The organism is Cytobacillus sp. EB106-05-05-XG126 (assembly GCF_058791715.1).
Genome location: NZ_JBYTDU010000005.1, coordinates 1 through 16,592 on the forward strand (window position 1 = coordinate 1; position 16,592 = coordinate 16,592).

The 16,592-nt window shown below is 42.7% G+C and carries 18 protein-coding genes; 7 read left to right on the forward strand and 11 right to left on the reverse strand.

Features of this window, described 5'->3' with window-relative positions; genetic code table 11:
• Positions 1 to 254: 254 nt before the first annotated feature.
• Positions 255 to 779: a MerR family transcriptional regulator gene (locus AC3WTL_RS15890; RefSeq protein WP_197249309.1), complete on the forward strand. Its 525-nt coding sequence runs from the start codon at positions 255 to 257 to the stop codon at positions 777 to 779.
• A gap of 35 nt (positions 780 to 814) precedes the next feature.
• On the opposite strand, the gene AC3WTL_RS15895 is transcribed toward AC3WTL_RS15890, so the two are convergent.
• From AC3WTL_RS15895 to AC3WTL_RS15910, 4 genes are all read right to left on the reverse strand, one after another.
• A complete protein-coding gene (locus AC3WTL_RS15895) occupies positions 815 to 1,411 on the reverse strand; it encodes a sulfite oxidase-like oxidoreductase (protein WP_197218651.1) in 597 nt (198 codons plus the stop codon).
• Between the two features lie 518 nt (positions 1,412 to 1,929).
• Positions 1,930 to 3,240, reverse strand: coding sequence for a Na+/H+ antiporter family protein (locus AC3WTL_RS15900; protein ID WP_222499146.1), 1,311 nt, complete (start codon positions 3,238 to 3,240; stop codon positions 1,930 to 1,932).
• Between the two features lie 232 nt (positions 3,241 to 3,472).
• Positions 3,473 to 4,975 (reverse strand): leucyl aminopeptidase, encoded by a 1,503-nt coding sequence (locus AC3WTL_RS15905; RefSeq protein ID WP_222499144.1) that lies wholly within the window; start codon positions 4,973 to 4,975, stop codon positions 3,473 to 3,475.
• A 79-nt stretch (positions 4,976 to 5,054) separates the two neighbouring features.
• Positions 5,055 to 5,432: a DUF309 domain-containing protein gene (locus AC3WTL_RS15910; RefSeq protein WP_197205237.1), complete on the reverse strand. Its 378-nt coding sequence runs from the start codon at positions 5,430 to 5,432 to the stop codon at positions 5,055 to 5,057.
• Positions 5,433 to 5,773: 341 nt separating this feature from the next.
• On the opposite strand from AC3WTL_RS15910, the gene AC3WTL_RS15915 reads away from it, so the two are divergent.
• The 3 genes from AC3WTL_RS15915 (at position 5,774) to AC3WTL_RS15925 (ending at position 8,438) form a co-directional block, all read left to right on the forward strand.
• On the forward strand, positions 5,774 to 6,439 hold the full coding sequence (locus AC3WTL_RS15915; RefSeq protein WP_492369746.1) for a hypothetical protein: 666 nt from the start codon (positions 5,774 to 5,776) through the stop codon (positions 6,437 to 6,439).
• A 725-nt stretch (positions 6,440 to 7,164) separates the two neighbouring features.
• A complete protein-coding gene (locus AC3WTL_RS15920) occupies positions 7,165 to 7,641 on the forward strand; it encodes a divergent PAP2 family protein (protein ID WP_035331991.1) in 477 nt (158 codons plus the stop codon).
• A 14-nt stretch (positions 7,642 to 7,655) separates the two neighbouring features.
• On the forward strand, positions 7,656 to 8,438 hold the full coding sequence (locus tag AC3WTL_RS15925) for a cobalamin-binding protein (protein WP_222499140.1): 783 nt from the start codon (positions 7,656 to 7,658) through the stop codon (positions 8,436 to 8,438).
• Positions 8,439 to 8,486: 48 nt separating this feature from the next.
• Here AC3WTL_RS15925 and spsC read toward each other — a convergent pair whose 3' ends face one another.
• The 5 genes from spsC to AC3WTL_RS15950 all read right to left on the reverse strand — a co-directional run bounded on the left by spsC (position 8,487) and on the right by AC3WTL_RS15950 (position 12,244).
• Positions 8,487 to 9,200, reverse strand: a complete 714-nt coding sequence (gene spsC, locus AC3WTL_RS15930) for a stationary phase survival protein SpsC (protein WP_048009797.1) — start codon at positions 9,198 to 9,200, stop codon at positions 8,487 to 8,489.
• A gap of 192 nt (positions 9,201 to 9,392) precedes the next feature.
• Complete coding sequence (locus AC3WTL_RS15935; RefSeq protein ID WP_048009796.1) at positions 9,393 to 9,716, reverse strand: YuiB family protein; 324 nt, start codon at positions 9,714 to 9,716, stop codon at positions 9,393 to 9,395.
• Positions 9,717 to 10,146: 430 nt separating this feature from the next.
• A complete protein-coding gene (locus AC3WTL_RS15940) occupies positions 10,147 to 10,272 on the reverse strand; it encodes a YuiA family protein (RefSeq protein WP_159867914.1) in 126 nt (41 codons plus the stop codon).
• Between the two features lie 161 nt (positions 10,273 to 10,433).
• Positions 10,434 to 10,925: an NUDIX domain-containing protein gene (locus AC3WTL_RS15945; RefSeq protein WP_222499137.1), complete on the reverse strand. Its 492-nt coding sequence runs from the start codon at positions 10,923 to 10,925 to the stop codon at positions 10,434 to 10,436.
• Positions 10,926 to 11,026: 101 nt separating this feature from the next.
• Positions 11,027 to 12,244 (reverse strand): NAD(P)/FAD-dependent oxidoreductase, encoded by a 1,218-nt coding sequence (locus tag AC3WTL_RS15950; RefSeq protein ID WP_048010923.1) that lies wholly within the window; start codon positions 12,242 to 12,244, stop codon positions 11,027 to 11,029.
• Positions 12,245 to 12,627: 383 nt separating this feature from the next.
• Between AC3WTL_RS15950 and AC3WTL_RS15955 the strand changes: the two genes are divergently transcribed.
• Positions 12,628 to 13,626 carry an NAD(P)/FAD-dependent oxidoreductase gene (locus AC3WTL_RS15955; protein WP_048010922.1) on the forward strand — a complete coding sequence of 333 codons (999 nt, stop codon included), beginning with the start codon at positions 12,628 to 12,630 and terminating at the stop codon, positions 13,624 to 13,626.
• 62 nt (positions 13,627 to 13,688) lie between these two features.
• On the opposite strand, the gene AC3WTL_RS15960 is transcribed toward AC3WTL_RS15955, so the two are convergent.
• Positions 13,689 to 14,051 carry a HesB/IscA family protein gene (locus AC3WTL_RS15960; protein WP_048010921.1) on the reverse strand — a complete coding sequence of 121 codons (363 nt, stop codon included), beginning with the start codon at positions 14,049 to 14,051 and terminating at the stop codon, positions 13,689 to 13,691.
• A 192-nt stretch (positions 14,052 to 14,243) separates the two neighbouring features.
• Between AC3WTL_RS15960 and AC3WTL_RS15965 the strand changes: the two genes are divergently transcribed.
• Positions 14,244 to 14,939, forward strand: a complete 696-nt coding sequence (locus AC3WTL_RS15965) for a DUF2225 domain-containing protein (RefSeq protein ID WP_197246766.1) — start codon at positions 14,244 to 14,246, stop codon at positions 14,937 to 14,939.
• Positions 14,940 to 14,981: 42 nt separating this feature from the next.
• On the opposite strand, the gene AC3WTL_RS15970 is transcribed toward AC3WTL_RS15965, so the two are convergent.
• Positions 14,982 to 15,221 carry a YuzB family protein gene (locus AC3WTL_RS15970; RefSeq protein ID WP_035331977.1) on the reverse strand — a complete coding sequence of 80 codons (240 nt, stop codon included), beginning with the start codon at positions 15,219 to 15,221 and terminating at the stop codon, positions 14,982 to 14,984.
• Positions 15,222 to 15,500: 279 nt separating this feature from the next.
• Here AC3WTL_RS15970 and AC3WTL_RS15975 point away from each other — a divergent pair, with 279 nt between their 5' ends.
• Positions 15,501 to 16,568 carry an NAD(P)/FAD-dependent oxidoreductase gene (locus tag AC3WTL_RS15975; protein WP_163142605.1) on the forward strand — a complete coding sequence of 356 codons (1,068 nt, stop codon included), beginning with the start codon at positions 15,501 to 15,503 and terminating at the stop codon, positions 16,566 to 16,568.
• The last annotated feature ends 24 nt before the right edge of the window (positions 16,569 to 16,592 follow it).

Consider the following 16,592-nt stretch of genomic DNA (forward strand, 5'->3'; position numbering starts at 1 on the left):
CTTTTCTTCCCATCAGCTGATTGGCTTATGACCTCGAGCCCCTAGGAGCCGCAGCTAGATTGGGCAGTTTGACCCCCTCTTATCCTCCTTTGATTCCTCTGAGTCTTGAAGTGGGGGTCTTACTGCCCGTTAGACTGCGATAAAAAAAATGTAAAATCCGCACTTTCTTTAGCGAAAGAAAACTTGTTTTGTCAGCCGGGAAGGACTTCACGTTAAACGGGTAGAATTCCTTGTGAAAACGGGAGGGGATCAGTATGAATACAAGTGCTGCTGCTAAATTATTAGGGGTTTCACCAAGCACTATTCAGCGATGGGTTAAACAACTGGAACTCCGCACGGAACGAAATGAATTGGGTCATTACTTATTTACGGAAGACGACATTAGCCTGCTAAAACAGGTGCAGGATCAGCTTAATCAGGGGATAATATTGCAGGACGTCACTGTAAAGGGAAAAAAGACGAGAAAGGGTACGGTTCATGTAGAAGCAGCTGCCGCTCCGGCAATAGAGAAAATATATTTAAAAATCAGCGAGCTTGAGAAGCGGCTGAATGGAAAAGCAGATGATGTGGTGTCTTATCAGCTGCTTCAGCACCGCAGCGAAATAGAGGAACTGCAGAAAGAAAATGCACGCCTGCTTAAACGAATTGAGGCTCTTGAAGCCAGGACAGCTGTTAAAAATCGGGACATCCCTTCTGATACCCTTCTGGTTTTTGATCAGGAGAAGCCCAGGAAGAAATTAAAAAAGAGAAATATTTTCACAATGCTGTTCGGATTTTAATAAGAATAAAAGCGTATGCAACGCTTTTATTCTTATTAATCATCCCAGCTAAACCGCTGTTCACGAAAGGGGTCTCCATAGTTGTGATAGCCGTTTTTCTCCCAAAAACCAGGCTTGTCGGTTTTAGAGAACTCGACGCCTCTAATCCACTTTGCACTTTTCCAGAAATACAGATGCGGAATCACGGCCCGCAGCGGAAATCCGTGCTCGGGAGTAAGGGGCTCACCGTTATGGGTATGTGCCAGCAGACTGGTGCTTTTTAGATAATCCTTAATGGGAAGGTTCGTGGACCAGCCCTCTTCCGCATGAAGAATCACAAATTGTGCTGTTTCTTTTACGCCTGCCAGCCTGGCAATTTCTGCGGCGGAGACTCCCTCCCAGACATTATCAAGCTTTGACCAGCCCGTGACACAGTGGATATCATTTTTGTACAGAGTCTGAGGAAGGTTCATTATCTCCTCATGCGAAAAGGATAATTCCTTATCCACTTCTCCAAATATTTGCAGGTTCCATTCCCTCATATCCTTATAGTACGGAACATTTCCGTAATGCAATACAGGAAAGGCAGTCGTCACATTTTGATTGGGCGGTACCCGGTCTGAGGTCTGTTTTCTGATTTTCCCAAAATACACTGAAGCCACCTCCGTTCCATTTCTTTTATCGTACCCTACTTTACGGGCTGATAACAAAACAAAAGCGGAAGCACCTTGCCCACGATAGACGCAGACTAAAAGCGCCACGTCCTGTGGCAACGTCTGCATGACCCCCATCCTCCCAAAAGCTGTCGCTTTCGGTCGTGCGATGTTTATGCTGTCGAAGCCTGCCTTGTCCTGGGGGCCTCAAGCACAAGGCGAGCCTTCCAGAAAGGCGTTCTTTGCCTTTTTGGGAGGATTGCCCGAAATGTGGAGGCGACTGCCCAGGGACGACAGGCATAAGACGGTTCCTGTAAGAAGGAGTTTTTCCTTCTGAAAGGAAACGGCTTATGACCCCGAGTCCCTAGGAGCCGAAACAAGACAGGCTTGTGACCTCGAGGGGGTAGGCTCTGAAGCTAGACGTAGATAAATTCTTCCACAGAGTTATATACAAATCGCGATTTTATAATTTCCTGAAAAAATGAGAAAGCAGCCCCCTTCCGGGAAGCTGCTTACGATTATAAGACCATTGCCGCCAGCCATCCAAACAGGATGAGCGGAATATTGTAGTGCAGGAATGTTGGCACACATGTATCCCAGATGTGGTTGTGCTGTCCATCTGCATTCAAGCCTGCTGTTGGCCCCAATGTACTGTCTGAAGCAGGAGAACCGGCATCTCCAAGAGCTGCGGCTGTTCCCACTAGAGCAATCGTTGCCATCGGACTGAAGCCAACCTCTAGTGCAAGCGGCACAAATATAGTTGCAATAATCGGAATGGTGGAAAATGAAGATCCAATCCCCATTGTAACAAGTAAGCCGACAAGAAGCATCAGCAAGGCTGCAAGTGATTTATTATTGCCAATTACCTCAGCCGCCTGTGCAACAAGGCTATCGACATCGCCTGTTTCTTTTAATACATCAGCAAATCCGAATGCAGCCAGCATAACAAATCCAATGAATGCCATCATCTTCATACCTTCAGTTAAAAGCTGATCTGCCTCGTTCCATTTAATTGCACCGCTGATATAAATAACTATAATACCTGTCAGCGCCCCAAAGATCATCGAATCAAGCTGAAGCTGAACGATGAGAGCTGCCGCAATTGCAATGAGTGAAAAAATAATGCCCTTTTTGGAGTAATTGCCTTTTTCCCTCTCAATTAAGTCTGATGGACGATAATCTCTCTTTTTACGATAAACAAATAATGCAGCCAAAAGACCGGCAGCCATACCAGCTACTGGAATAAGCATAGCCTTCGGGATGTCAGCCATTTCCACTGCCAGCCCGCTGTTCTCCATATTTTCTGCAAGTATTCCTTGGAATATCTGGCCAAAGCCTGCAGGAAGCAAAATATACGGAGCCGTTAAACCAAATGTCAGTACAGACGCGATCAGGCGCCGGTCTATTTGCAGCTCATTCATAACCTTTAATAATGGCGGAATTAAAATGGGAATAAACGCGATATGAATGGGAATTAAGTTTTGGGAAAAAATAGACATTAATAATATAGAAAATATGATGAGTGCCTTTGATAATGTTTTCCCTTTGGACTCCCCGTCTTTTCCAACCTTGTCAAGGACCCATTCCACTAATAGATTCGGAAGCCCCGTTGCGGAAATGGCCAAGGCAAATCCGCCCAATAACGCATAACTCAATGCAACCTCTGCACTGCCTCCAAGTCCATTTGAAAAAACTTCAATTGTTTTATCTATACTTAATCCGCCTGCGAGCCCGCCTGCCAATGCACCTGCCACAAGAGCAAGAACCACATTGACGCGCAGAAGACTGAGAACAAGCATGATCAAAACTGCAAGTATAACTGCATTCATGATGCAACCCTCTTTCTATTCATTGTTTCACTTTTACTTTAGTATGCTAAATCGGTAGAGAACTAAAACACATGTATTAAATTATCATACTAGTGCTTTTTATGTCAATAATTTTAAGCCGATTCGAGATGGGAGTTTCCGCCAGACGGATGTTATTTTGGATAAGCCGGCCGCTAAGGATTTTTACTAGAATAAAAAAACTCCGGATTGCTCCGGAGTTCTGATTTCACTTTTATTTTGTTTCAAATCTTTCAACCAGCAATGCCAATGTACGCACCATTACGCCTGTCGCGCCGTCTGGTCCAAGATCATGGCTTTTTCCTGTAGTGGCTGTACCTGCAATATCGAGGTGCACCCATGGTGTGTCTTCGGCAAATTCACCAACAAAACCTCCGCCCATGATCGCATGGCCGGCACGTCCGGGTGAATTGTTCAGATCTGCAATTTTGCTGCTTCTGATTCTTTCTTTATCTTTTTCAAAAAGAGGCAGTCGCCAGATTGGTTCGCCAGCTTCATAGGAGGCTTCCAGCACCTGCTCAAACCACTCTTCATTATTGGTTAATGCACCTGTTGTTTCTTCCCCCAGTGCAACAATGACACCGCCAGTCAGGGTTGCGACATCCACCAGGTAGTCTGCTCCATGGTGCTTCGCATATGTTACTGCATCAGCAAGTGCCAGACGTCCTTCTGCATCCGTGTTGAGGACTTCAATGGTTTTTCCGCTCATGGAGGTGAGGACATCATCCGGCTTAAACGCGGTTCCGCTCACCATATTATCTGTAGAAGGAATGACTGCGACAACATTTTGTTCAGGCTTCAGTTCGCCGATGACTTCCATTGCGCCAAGTACTGCCGCTGCACCGCCCATATCGGATTTCATGCCGACTATGCCGTCCTTCGGCTTAATGGAATAGCCTCCTGTATCGAAGGTGATTCCTTTGCCGACGAGGCCGATAACATCCTTCCATTCTTCCTTGCCCTGATATTTTAAGACAATCATCTTAGGAGGCTCTGCCGAACCCTGGTTAACCGCCAAAAGAGCACCCATGCCAAGCTTAAGCATGTCTTCCTTTTCCAGGATTTCTACTTCAAACCCGTATCTCCATGCCAGTTCAGATGAGTAATTTGCCAAATCGGTGGCAGTCAGCATATTGCCTGGCAGATTGACTAATGTGCGGGCTGAGTTCGTTCCTTTCCCGTGGGCATATCCAACTGTAAGGGAAGCCTTTACATCTTCTTCATCTGCAGCTTCACAATAAACGGTAATACTCTCAATTTCCTTTTCCGGTTCATTTGATTTCTGTTTGTAATCTTCAAACTTATAGGTGGAAAGGGCAAACGCCTCGCTTAGTGCATGTGCTGCATCCAGTGCATCTACATTACCGCCAATAAAAGTATCAAGACAAACACCGGCATTTTGAAGCTTGGACGATTTCACTTCCTTGAATGCCTTTCCTAAAGCTTCACGCAAACCTTCAAAGCTGAATTCTTTTTCTTTTCCAAGACCCACTGTAATAAATCGTTTGGCCCCAATTTTTCCAAAAGTATGTATTTTTGCAATCGCTTTCTTCTTAGCAGAAATATCGCCGCTCTTCACAAGTTCTGTCAAATGGCCCTCAAAATGTTCATCTGCACGGGCAAGTATTCCCTCAAACCTGGCTGGTTTATCAAAAACACCAACAATCAGGCATTCCTGATCGGCTGAAACGTCAAATTCTTTCTTAACAGAAAACATACTGGCACCCCCATAATCTATTTATCTCTTTATTATATCGAAAATATTGAATTATTTCGACTATCTAATTTCTGCTTTGTTAATCCTTCAGATACAGTACCAGCTGAGGTAATTTAGGAAGAATACCGACCTTATCAAATGGAAGCCGGTCGATATCTTTCGGAAATATAGAGAGGCATTCTTCAATAAAAGCGTACACATGCTCAAGATCCAACCCCCAATGTCCGGGTCTGTATGCCTGTAAATATTCATGTGCAGCCTCCATCATTAGCCTTGCACCTTTGACATTGCCATACTCATAGTGATAAATGCTGACACTCATTTGAAGCAGGCCTTTTAAAAACAAATTGCCTTTATCAGTCATCCACATTTCTTCAAGAAGATCATGGCAGGTGTAATAATCACCTTCATTGAAACTGACAAAGAATTCATAGTATTCAAGAGGATAATCTTCCATGAAATCACTCCATTTTCCGGATCCTGTACTGATCATTTTAACAAAAAGCTCTTTTCGTATAAATCGTTTCTTTCAACAGAAATGTGGCCCGTTGATTTCCGCTCCAGGATGCTCAGCGAACCGCGGGGCGGGCGGTGAGCCTCCTCGACGCTGCGCGTCTGCGGGGTCTCACCTGTCCCGCTACTCCCGCCGGAGTCTCGCACCTTCCGCTCCAATCAACTCAGCAAATAATATATATCAATCAAGCAACAAACTGTGAAAACAGCCTAACAAAAAGAAAAGAGATTAAATATAATCATTAATTATTGGGTAAAGAAAATAGAGACAGAAAGGAGAATGTAATGGATCCTCTATTATTTGCCGCTTTCACAGCCGGGTATATCCTGCTATTTATATGGGCCATTCTCATTGTAAAGAACAGCGGCCCTGTTAGTGCTGCCTTCCTGCTGCCTGTAATTCTCGGATTGATTTACGACAATGGAATTCTTGCTGCTGGTAGTTTGATCGGGGAAGGCAATACTCTAAAGCTAATGAATTATGCACGATTCTGGATTCATGCCTTTTTTACACCGCTGCTTGTTCTATATTCCTGGCATACTTTAAAACAAGCTGATATTGATTGGGCAAAAACAGATACACTAAAAGGGGCTGCATACCTGCTCACTGCCGGATTGATTCTTCTGGAGATTTTCACCGAGGTTTTCGGCCTTGAACTTGAAGCGAAATGGGAATATGGAGTTCTAAGCTATTCAAACGCAGAGGCAAAGGGCGGCCCTCCGATAATGGTGCTGATCATTTCCGCCGTATTGCTGGCAGCATCTGTATTTATTTGGCACAAACAAGGATGGTTCTGGTTTTTTGCGGGTTCCGTCTTGATGATTATCGGAAGCGCAATCGATATTCCAGTTGAGAGTGCCGCTGCCGTGAATGCTTTTGAATGGATTCTTTTGCTTTCCCTGACAGCAACAGCATATTTTCAAAAAAAGCGCGGTTTAACAAAAACTTAAAGCAGACCCTCTTGCAGGAAGGAACAATCTGTTGGAGAATATTAGTTAGTATAACATTACGAAGTTCCTGAATCTGCAGAGTCAGAGCCAGGTATAGCTTCGAACACAGAAAGCTGAAATGAGCTGGTCAGGGTCCGAGCCTGTTTTTACTTCAGACAAAAAATGCAGAAATAAGCTGGTCACAGTCCGAACATGGCTCAACTTCGACACAAAGTGCAGAATTGAGCTGGTCAGAGTCCGAACATGGCTCAACTTCAGACACAAATTGCTGAATTGAGCTGGTCAGAGTCCGAACCCATTTCAACTTCGGACACAAATTGCTGAATTGAGCTGGTCAGAGTCCGAACATGACTTAACTTCAGACACAAAGTGTAGAAATGAGCTAGTCACAGTCCGAACATGGCTCAACTTCGGACACAAATTGCTGAATTGAGCTGGTCAGAGTCCGAACATGGCTCAACTTCAGACACAAAGTGTAGAAATGAGCTAGTCACAGTCCGAACATGGCTCAACTTCAGACACAAAGTGTAGAAATGAGCTAGTCACAGTCCGAACATGGCTCAACTTCAGACACAAAGTGTAGAAATGAGCTAGTCACAGTCCGAACCCATTTCAACTTCGGACACAAAAAGTGCAAAAAAACTCAGAGTCCGAACACGATTCAACTTCAGAAAGCAGAATAGAATTCAAAGATGGAGTATCATACAACCCAAAGGTGGTCTCACATGGAATTATTGACAAATTTCCCCCTATGGTCTGCTTTGGCAGCCATCTTCTTTGCCCAATTTGTAAAAGTGCCCATTCAATTTATTGCCACCCGAAGAGTGGATTGGTCCCTTTTAACCAGTACAGGCGGAATGCCAAGCTCACACTCAGCTGCAGTAACTGCCCTTTCAACCGGGGTGGCACTTGAAACCGGAATGGACTCTGCTGTTTTCGCTGTTTCTGCCGTTTTTGCCATTATCACTATGTTTGATGCTACGGGAGTGCGGCGTCAGGCCGGGGAACAGGCGATTGTATTAAACCAGCTTGTTGCCGACTTCAATAAATTCGTTGAAGAAGCAAAGACATGGCAGAAAAAAGCTGGTCAGGAAAAACAGAAAGAATTGAAGGAGCTGCTGGGCCATAAGCCGATAGAAGTACTCTTTGGGGGCCTGACTGGAATTTTATTAACTTTAGGGCTTCATTATTTATTTTCCTAAAGGTTGTGATGTAAATGAAAATCCTTTCCTTATGCCCAAGCAATACTGAATTAGTGGAATACTTGGGATTTACTGATATGCTTGCCGGCGTGGACGATTATTCGGATTGGCCGGAGCAAATTTCCAATCTGCCCAGGCTGGGTCCTGACTTGTCTATTAACATGGATAAAGTGGAGGAACTGCAACCGGACCTTGTGCTTGCCTCCCTGAGTGTACCCGGCATGGAAAAGAATGTAGCAGAGCTTGAAAAAAGGCAGATTCCCCATATTGTCTTAAATCCCCAAAGCCTCGCAGATATTGCAAATGACCTGGTTTTTACTGCTGAAAAAATCGGGATGCCTGAGAGAGGGATTTTGGCGGCTAAACAGTTTACGGAGAAAATAGAGGAACTTAAGCACATCTCAAGCAGGATTGAAAAAAAACCAAGCCTCTATTGGGAATGGTGGCCAAAGCCTGTGTTTACTCCTGGCAAGGTCAATTGGCTGACGGAAATCAGTGAAATAGCCGGTGGACGGAATTTATTTGCTGATGTTGAGCTTGCAAGTGTCCAGACTGATTGGGAGGATGTCCTGAATCGGCAGCCGGATTATATCTGTCTCGCCTGGGTCGGTGTCAGAAGAGAAAAGGTGAATCCGGAGATTGTCCTGAATCGTCCAGGCTGGAGTGAAATGGGAGCAGTAAAACAGGAAAGAATCCTGGTTTTGGAAGAAGAACTGTATTGCAGGCCTTCACCGCGGCTGATTGAAGGCGCCATAAAATTAGCAGAAAAGATTCATCCGCAGGCATTTTCTGTTTGATAATATAAAAAGGCAAATCCGTTCATTGCGGATTTGCCTGTCTTCTGTTTATTTTTTCTCAGATTTGATATATTGCTGTCTGAAAACCTGCATGGCTTCATTTTCATTCAGTAACCTTAAATCTTCTTCCGTAAGGGTTCCATCGCCCATTTCAACAATGTAAACATCGAGCGTTTTCTTTCCCCAATTATTATAAACATCATCAACCGTTTCATAATAGAGATCCAATTTATTCCCCTTAATGGCACCGCCTTTATCGGCTACAACACCATACCCATAATCAGGAATAAACAGGATCGTCCCAATCGGAAAAACATTTAAATCTGCTGCGACTGTAGAGTATAAGTCCCTTTTAACTTTAACACCTGAGTATGTAATGCCAAAGGACGGATGATCGGGATTTTTTCCTGTCGACTCGTAAAAAGCTGTATATCCGGTAGCAATTACTTGTTTTTTCTGATACTGCGACCAGTCAATTGATTCCTCCAGTGTCGGCGCCTGTTCAATTGCGACAGCTTCACTCGCAGAAATCTTCGGTTCCAGGCTCACGGCCTGCTTCAAAAACTTAAATGCTACGCCAACCGATTTTAATGTATGTTCAAAATTTGAATTTCCATCTTTGCCAGCTTGTTCAGCATTTTGCTGCAGCTGTACAATTGATCTTGCTTCCACCCCGGAAATCGAATGGAAAGTTGTCAATAATGCACCTATAAATAAGGCAGACATTACTGTACGTTTCATCCATTTTGTAATTATGTTCATCTTTTACACTCCTCCCAAAGTTAGTCATTTCCCTTCTTCGAGAGAAATATTCATAACTTATGGGAAAGCAAGGCTTCCATCAGCCGATTACAGACAGGATAAAGCCAGTAATACCATAGGCTTGCCCGATTTGATCACACTAATCAAAAAAAATAAAAAATCCCCACACCCGGCAGAGATTTCATCACTAATTTAAAACATCCGATATCCTTTTTTACGGAGCAGTCTAATCGTGATTCCGGCAACAATGGCGCCTGCCATTCCGCTGCTGAGTATAAGGATGTCCGCCAAAGCGAGGCTGGACATTTCTACTCCAAGACTGGAAAACGATTCCTCCGGTTTTTGAAAATACTCAATGAAACGAACTTTATCAATGATAAAAATGGCAATTACGGGATAAATAATAGCCATAATCCAAGACATTCTTAATAGCATATTTAATATAAAACCTATTCCAAAAAACAGCACAAAAAACAGAAGCATCGAAATAGGCAAAACGAAAATCGTCATTTGCATGAACTTGTTTCCTCCCTTAACACATCAATAATTAGTTTACTTTATTGTGGATTGGGGAGTCAACAAGAAAAGCGGGTGTGTCAGTACACCCGCTATGAAAAGAAAAACTTCGCTGCTCGCGAAGTTTGACTTTATCACAGTCTAACTGGCAGTAAGACCCCACTTCATGACTCAAGGAATCAAAGGAAAGTGGGGGGAAACTGCCCAATCTAGCTGCGGCTCCTAGGGGCTCGCTTGTCACCCCTGGGCAAGTCGCCTCGCTTTATAATGTAAAGACCCGAAAGAAGGACAAAGACTAAGAACGCCACATCCTCCCAAAAGCTGTCGCATTTGGTCGTGCGATGCTCATGCTGACGAAGCCTTCCTTGTCCTGTGGGCCTCAACTAACAATCAGTGGGGGATAAAGCCCCCCACTGATTGAAGTTTCACTTTATTCCTTTTTCTTTCCTGTACCGCCGCAGCAGCTGCAGGTTTCAGATCCGCCTAATAGTAATTGAAAATACCCTTTACCGGAACAATACATACACTCTTTGTTTTCATATTTCTTAGCTGTCATTTCATTCATCTCCTTTTGGATTTTCGTAACTGAATTTTCTGATAATATACCAAGGATTTGAATAAATGAAAAGCTCCATATTTCATGAAAAACTATCGTTGGAAACGCATACAAGCATTATTTACTTCTGATTTCTCGTTCATTCTCTAAATTTCAGAAAATTATAAAAATACTTTATAAGCTGTATAGCCGAAAGTATCCCCGGGATTAATGCCGTTAATTAAAGGTTTGATGGACGAATCCGAAGTATCCAATATGTATTTTAAAAGAACTGATGCATCCGGATCATCTGCAAGTTCTTTCGGATTGCGATACTGTACATCGAGTAGTTCGCTTTCCTGAACTTTTAATGATTGTTCAGGCTCAGCTTCAAGCAAAAACAAAATCATATTATCACTGACTTCTCCTTTTATGACACCTGTACGCAATCCAAGCAGGCCTTTCACTGTACATTTTATCCCGGTTTCCTCTTCTATTTCCCGGACTGCAGCTTCATCAGCCGTTTCGCCTGGTTCCACAAACCCTGCGGGCAGAGACCATTTGCCTTTAAGCCCTCCATATTTCTTTTTAACAACAAGCCAGTTGCCTTCAGGTGAAATAACAAGCCCGGAAACCGCAAGCCACACCTTTCCCCTTTTATGTTCGACTCCCATTCACACACCCCCTTTTACGTCATTTTATCACGAAAAAATCACCATTAAAAAAAGGGACAGACTTTAGAGTCCATCCCCATATATAAATGATAGCTGATTAATTAAAGAACGTTGAATTTACCTTTCTTCAATACAAGAGATGGTCCGCCAACCATGTAAAGTGCACGGTTATCGATCATCTTCTTCATGAATGAAGCTTTAGTTCCAACCATTTTCTTTCCGAATGCCACACCGATGGCATCATGTTCGCCCAGAGAACATACAGTACCTTTAATATCCGGTGTAAACGTTTCAAGATCAGTTTTATTACGGATTAAAGCAGTAATGTTTCTTGCACATACTTCACCCTGCTGCATAGCAATTTGGGCAGTAGGAGGGTATGGACGGTTAATTTCCTCATTGATGATTAATGAGCAGTCTCCGATGATAAACATATTATCATGGCCAGGAGCGCGCAAATCAGGCTGAACTTTTACACGGCCGCGCATTGCTTCAATGCCGGATTTTTCAATAATAGAATTTCCGCGTACACCTGCAGCCCAGACAACTGTTGCAGCTTTGATTTCTTCTACTTCATCTTCTCCCTTGCCAACGATGATCCCTTCAGGAGTAGCTTCTTTAATAGCTGTTCCGATCATGAATTGTACGCCTTTTTTCTCCAAGTGGGATACAGCGTAATTAACAAGCTCCGGATCAAAGCCTGGAAGAACCATTGGAGCTGCTTCCACACAAATGATTTTCACTTTATGGTAGTCCACATCGTATTCTTTGCAAAGCTCTGGAACACGGTTTGCCAACTCTCCAAGGAATTCAATGCCAGTGAAGCCTGCACCGCCGACAACAATTGTCAGGCGCTCATCTTTTTTCTCGGCGTCTGTATTATAAGTAGCAAATTGGTATTCGATATGCTCGCGGATTTGACGTGCAGCATTGACATTGACAATCGAAAATGCATGTTCCTTAAGTCCTTTGATACCGAATGTCTCCGGCTCAGCTCCAAGTGAAACAACCAGATAATCATAGTCAATTTCGCCGTTTTCCAAAATGACTTTCTTTTCTTCTGCTTTAATTTCAAGAGCAGTGCCCTGAACGAATTCAACTTTGTTGCGGTCAATAACATCTTTTATATCATAGCGTACACGATCATGATGAAGTGTTCCGGCTGATGCCTCGTGCAGCCATGTTGTTTCATAATGGTAGTCATTCTTGTTCACTAAAACGATTTCCGCTTCGTTTGTTCCTACAGATTTCTGCAAACGGGTTGCAACCATCAAACCGCCGTAGCCTCCACCGAGGATTACAATCTTTGGCTTTCTCAAGTGTATCACTTCCACCTTTTTTAAGTATTTTCTAATGTTTTCTTATCTTCCACTGCTTTATATTTTTTATAGCCAAAAACATAAAAAAACTTTGTGATTTTATTCACGAACTAGTTCAAAAAAACTCAATAAAATTGTCATAAAATATTAACATTATTCCTCCATTAATCTTATTCTACTTCATAGGGTTTTTCAACCCCAAAAAAATAGACGAAAAACTTAAAAATTTTAGGAAAAATTTAAAAAATATACGTGTTTTTATTTTCATGTATTCCACTCGAAATATTCCAATCATTCATAATATTTATCTCCATTCGTGAGGTTTTAAACGATTTATGTTAAAATAAAGAGTGGAATTTCAATACATACGTGGGGGGATATGCATGAAAGAAGATCAAAAAGTGTATGACATAACCATCATTGGCGGGGGGCCAACTGGTTTATTCACTGCTTTCTACGGGGGTATGAGACAAGCATCAGTAAAAATTATTGAAAGCTTGCCGCAGCTTGGGGGACAGTTATCTGCTCTTTATCCTGAAAAATACATATACGATGTTGCCGGCTTCCCGAAAGTCCGGGCCCAGGAATTGATTGATAACCTTAAGGAACAAATGGCTAAATTCGAGCCTACTGTATCACTTGAGCAATCGGTTGAAAAGTTAGAGAAGCAAGCTGATGGAACATTCAAGCTTACAACCAATAAAGAAGTACATTATTCAAAAACTATTATTATCACTGCCGGCAATGGCGCTTTCCAGCCCCGCCGTCTTGAACTTGAGAGTGCAGTTCAATACGAAGGTAAAAACCTTCATTACTTTATTGATGATTTAAATAAATTCGCCGGCAAAAAAGTAGTTGTTTTCGGCGGAGGGGATTCCGCAGTAGACTGGGCATTAATGCTTGAGCCTATCGCTGAGAAAGTGACGATTGTTCATCGCCGCGATAAATTCCGCGCACATGAGCACAGTGTAGAAAATCTGCAGAACTCTAAAGTTGAAATTAAAACACCTTATGTTCCAGCTGAGCTTATTGGTGACAGTGAAGCAATCAGCCAAGTCGTACTTGAAGGTGTGACTTCAAAGGAGAAAGAGGTATTTGATGTTGATGCAGTGATCGTTAACTACGGATTCGTTTCCTCACTTGGCCCAATTAAAGAATGGGGCCTTGATATCGAGAAGAACTCCATCGTTGTTAACTCCCGAATGGAAACAAACATCGAAGGCATCTATGCTGCCGGCGATATCTGCACATACGACGGGAAGGTCAAGCTTATTGCCTGCGGTTTCGGTGAAGCGCCAACTGCCGTTAATCACGCAAAATCCTACATTGATCCAAAAGCGAAAGTACAGCCAATGCATAGTTCTTCCATGTTTGGCAAATAAGATAAGAAAAGGACGGCCCGTTCGGGACCGTCCTTTTTTGATGCGTTATGGCAGATTTTATTTTAGCACTCTTCCGGTGTACCAGTATTTGAAGCGGTACGGAAAGAGGATCCGCAGCCGCAGTTTGCAATGGCATTGGGATTGTCGATTGTGAATCCGCCGCCCATCATGGATTGTTTATAATCAATTTTTGTGCCATTTAAGATAGGTGCGTCTTCCTTGCTGACAAGAACCTGAATTCCATAGTGCTCGGACTGGATATCACCTTCCTCGGCTTCGTGTGCAAACCCCATTCCATAAGAAAGCCCGCTGCACCCGCCTCCTTTAACGGCTACACGCAAAAATGCATCTTCTTCCTCATTTTGTTTCATCATTTCTTTTATATGCAAAGCTGCTGCTTCTGTTATATCCACAACTTTTTCCATGTTATTCCCTCCTGTCATGTAAGGATACTTCTATAAACATAGTATATACAGTAAAAGGTATGTGCTCAACTTAAGAGGCTTTTACTTTTTCTAATTTTTTTCTGACACAACCCACTTAATAGTTCTTTATACTCATAAAATCAGCAAAAACGGTATAATAGTCTTAATCATTATCCTCGGAGGTGCCATTCTATGCAGCAATTAAAGCCTACTTATGATAAAAAATGCGAATGCAGAGTCTGCAGACAGAGTTTCACCACTAAAAAACTCCGCTCCAGATTTGTAAAAGCAGCTGATTATGACAGTGATTTCTGCCCTAACTATTCTGATGAAAGCATGAACCCTCTTTTATATCATATTCATACCTGCCCGCATTGCGGCTACTCAGAATCCGAGGATTTTTCTCCTTATTTCCCGCCGGGAGCCCTTGATTTGATACATTCTAAAGTTGCGAGTGCCTGGATTCCCCAGGATTATGGCCAGGAGCGATCCATCATTGTTGCTGTCAACACCTATAAGCTGGCTTTATATTGCGGGACTTTAAAAAGGGAGAAGCATATTATTATGGCTGGTTTACAAGTCAGACTTGCCTGGCTTTACCGCAATATGAAGAATGATATTCAGGAACAGCGCTTTTTGAAGCTTTCTCTAAAGGAATATCTGGAGTCTTATATGTCAGATGATTTTAAAGGATCATCTATTTCAGAAACGAGGATTTTTTATCTGATCGGGGAGCTATCCCGAAGGACACATCAGGCAGAACAGGCTGTTAAATATTTCTCAAAAGTAATTGAGCTGCAAAACCGCTCCACTGAACCCAAATTAATTGAAATGGCCAGAGAACGCTGGTATGAAATGAGACAGGACCAAAAAACTGCAGCAAATTAAGGAATAAGAAAAGGAGCGAAATTTAATCGCTCCTTTTCTATATTAAAACATCGGATTTTCATCCAGATATTGATATATATTTTCAACCAGTTCATCTGGTGTTTCTCCTGTTACCACTTCTCCGTTCACAAGCGCAAAAAGAGTGCTTGCACATTTGCCGCAATACCCAAGACAGCCATATTCTATGACATCCAGATCATAATCCTTTTCCAGCTGTTCAAGCGCTTTTTGAGAGCCGCTGGCCAAATTGCTGATGCAAAATTCGATGATTGGCTTAATCACATCTTTCACCTCTCTACCCTGTTAATGCTACCTTTTTTACCCGAATTCTGCAAGAAAGTGATTTCATTAATATTTCTTATAAGTATGCATAATTACCACTTCATGTCGTTTATTGTCAAGTTTCCTGCTGATTTGTGTTGTGATTTTGTCACAATTTCGTTATACTTTTTATGGGTTTGAGGTTAATAATATCATTTATTTATTTTTCAAGATAACTAATAACGGTTATATTTAGGTTCGGTAACAGCAATCAGTACGGACATAAAGGGGAAATATACTATGAAAAATCTTGTGATACTTGGCGGAGGCTATGGAGGTATGAGGGCGCTTGCCCGACTTTTGCCTAACCAGCTTCCCGATGATGTCTCTATTACTCTAATAGATCGTGTGCCTTATCATTGTTTAAAAACTGAATATTATGCTCTTGCTGCCGGCACCATTTCTGACCAGCATGTGCGTGTATCCTTCCCTGAACACCAAAGATTGACCATTAAATACGGTGAAGTGACAAAAATCAGCATCGAGGAAAACAAGGTATATCTTCAGGGAGAAGATCCTGTTTCATATGACGATATAATCATTGGGCTTGGATGTGAAGATAAGTACCATAATGTTCCGGGAGCTGACATTCACACATATAGCATACAGACAATTGAGAAATCCCGAAGAACATATGAAGCTTTAAATAATCTATCACCAGGCTCTGTTGTTGGAATCGTCGGTGCAGGATTAAGCGGAGTGGAACTGGCTTCTGAATTAAATGAAAGCCGTCCGGATTTGAAAGTCAAATTATTTGATAGAGGGAAGCATATACTTTCCGCCTTCTCCGAAAGATTGAGCACCTATGTTGAAAATTGGTTTTTGGAGCATAATGTTGAAATCATTAACCAATCGAATATCACAAAAGTAGAAGAAAAAACCCTTTATAATCATGACGAAGCCATCCACTGTGATGCCATCGTATGGACCGCCGGCATCCAGCCGACCAAAGTGGTTCGGGATATGAATGTGGAGAAGGACCCGCAAGGACGAGTAGTCTTAACCAAGCATCACAATATTCCCGGGAATGAACATGTATATGTGGTAGGAGATTGTGCGAGCCTTCCGCATGCACCAAGTGCACAGCTTGCAGAAGGGCAGGCAGAGCAAATCGTTCAAATACTATTGAAACGCTGGAAAGGCGAGGAGCTTCCTGAAACATTGCCAGTTATCAAGCTTAAAGGAGTTCTTGGATCACTGGGCAAAAAGCACGGTTTCGGTCTGGTTGCAGAACGTCCTATCACAGGCCGCGTCGCCCGCCTGCTGAAATCCGGAATACTTTGGATGTATAAATACCATAACGGTTAAGAAATAAAATGAGCATCCGTTTGG

Excerpts from the sequence above, each read along its gene's own strand:
- AC3WTL_RS15890 (WP_197249309.1), top strand. The coding sequence starts at position 255 with ATGAATACAAGTGCTGCTGCTAAATTATTAGGGGTTTCACCAAGCACT.
- AC3WTL_RS15900 (WP_222499146.1), bottom strand. The coding sequence starts at position 3,240 with ATGAATGCAGTTATACTTGCAGTTTTGATCATGCTTGTTCTCAGTCTT.
- AC3WTL_RS15905 (WP_222499144.1), bottom strand. The coding sequence starts at position 4,975 with ATGTTTTCTGTTAAGAAAGAATTTGACGTTTCAGCCGATCAGGAATGC.
- AC3WTL_RS15910 (WP_197205237.1), bottom strand. The coding sequence starts at position 5,432 with ATGGAAGATTATCCTCTTGAATACTATGAATTCTTTGTCAGTTTCAAT.
- AC3WTL_RS15915 (WP_492369746.1), top strand. The coding sequence starts at position 5,774 with ATGGATCCTCTATTATTTGCCGCTTTCACAGCCGGGTATATCCTGCTA.
- AC3WTL_RS15920 (WP_035331991.1), top strand. The coding sequence starts at position 7,165 with ATGGAATTATTGACAAATTTCCCCCTATGGTCTGCTTTGGCAGCCATC.
- AC3WTL_RS15925 (WP_222499140.1), top strand. The coding sequence starts at position 7,656 with ATGAAAATCCTTTCCTTATGCCCAAGCAATACTGAATTAGTGGAATAC.
- spsC (WP_048009797.1), bottom strand. The coding sequence starts at position 9,200 with ATGAACATAATTACAAAATGGATGAAACGTACAGTAATGTCTGCCTTA.
- AC3WTL_RS15935 (WP_048009796.1), bottom strand. The coding sequence starts at position 9,716 with ATGCAAATGACGATTTTCGTTTTGCCTATTTCGATGCTTCTGTTTTTT.
- AC3WTL_RS15940 (WP_159867914.1), bottom strand. The coding sequence starts at position 10,272 with ATGACAGCTAAGAAATATGAAAACAAAGAGTGTATGTATTGTTCCGGT.
- AC3WTL_RS15945 (WP_222499137.1), bottom strand. The coding sequence starts at position 10,925 with ATGGGAGTCGAACATAAAAGGGGAAAGGTGTGGCTTGCGGTTTCCGGG.
- AC3WTL_RS15955 (WP_048010922.1), top strand. The coding sequence starts at position 12,628 with ATGAAAGAAGATCAAAAAGTGTATGACATAACCATCATTGGCGGGGGG.
- AC3WTL_RS15960 (WP_048010921.1), bottom strand. The coding sequence starts at position 14,051 with ATGGAAAAAGTTGTGGATATAACAGAAGCAGCAGCTTTGCATATAAAA.
- AC3WTL_RS15965 (WP_197246766.1), top strand. The coding sequence starts at position 14,244 with ATGCAGCAATTAAAGCCTACTTATGATAAAAAATGCGAATGCAGAGTC.
- AC3WTL_RS15975 (WP_163142605.1), top strand. The coding sequence starts at position 15,501 with ATGAAAAATCTTGTGATACTTGGCGGAGGCTATGGAGGTATGAGGGCG.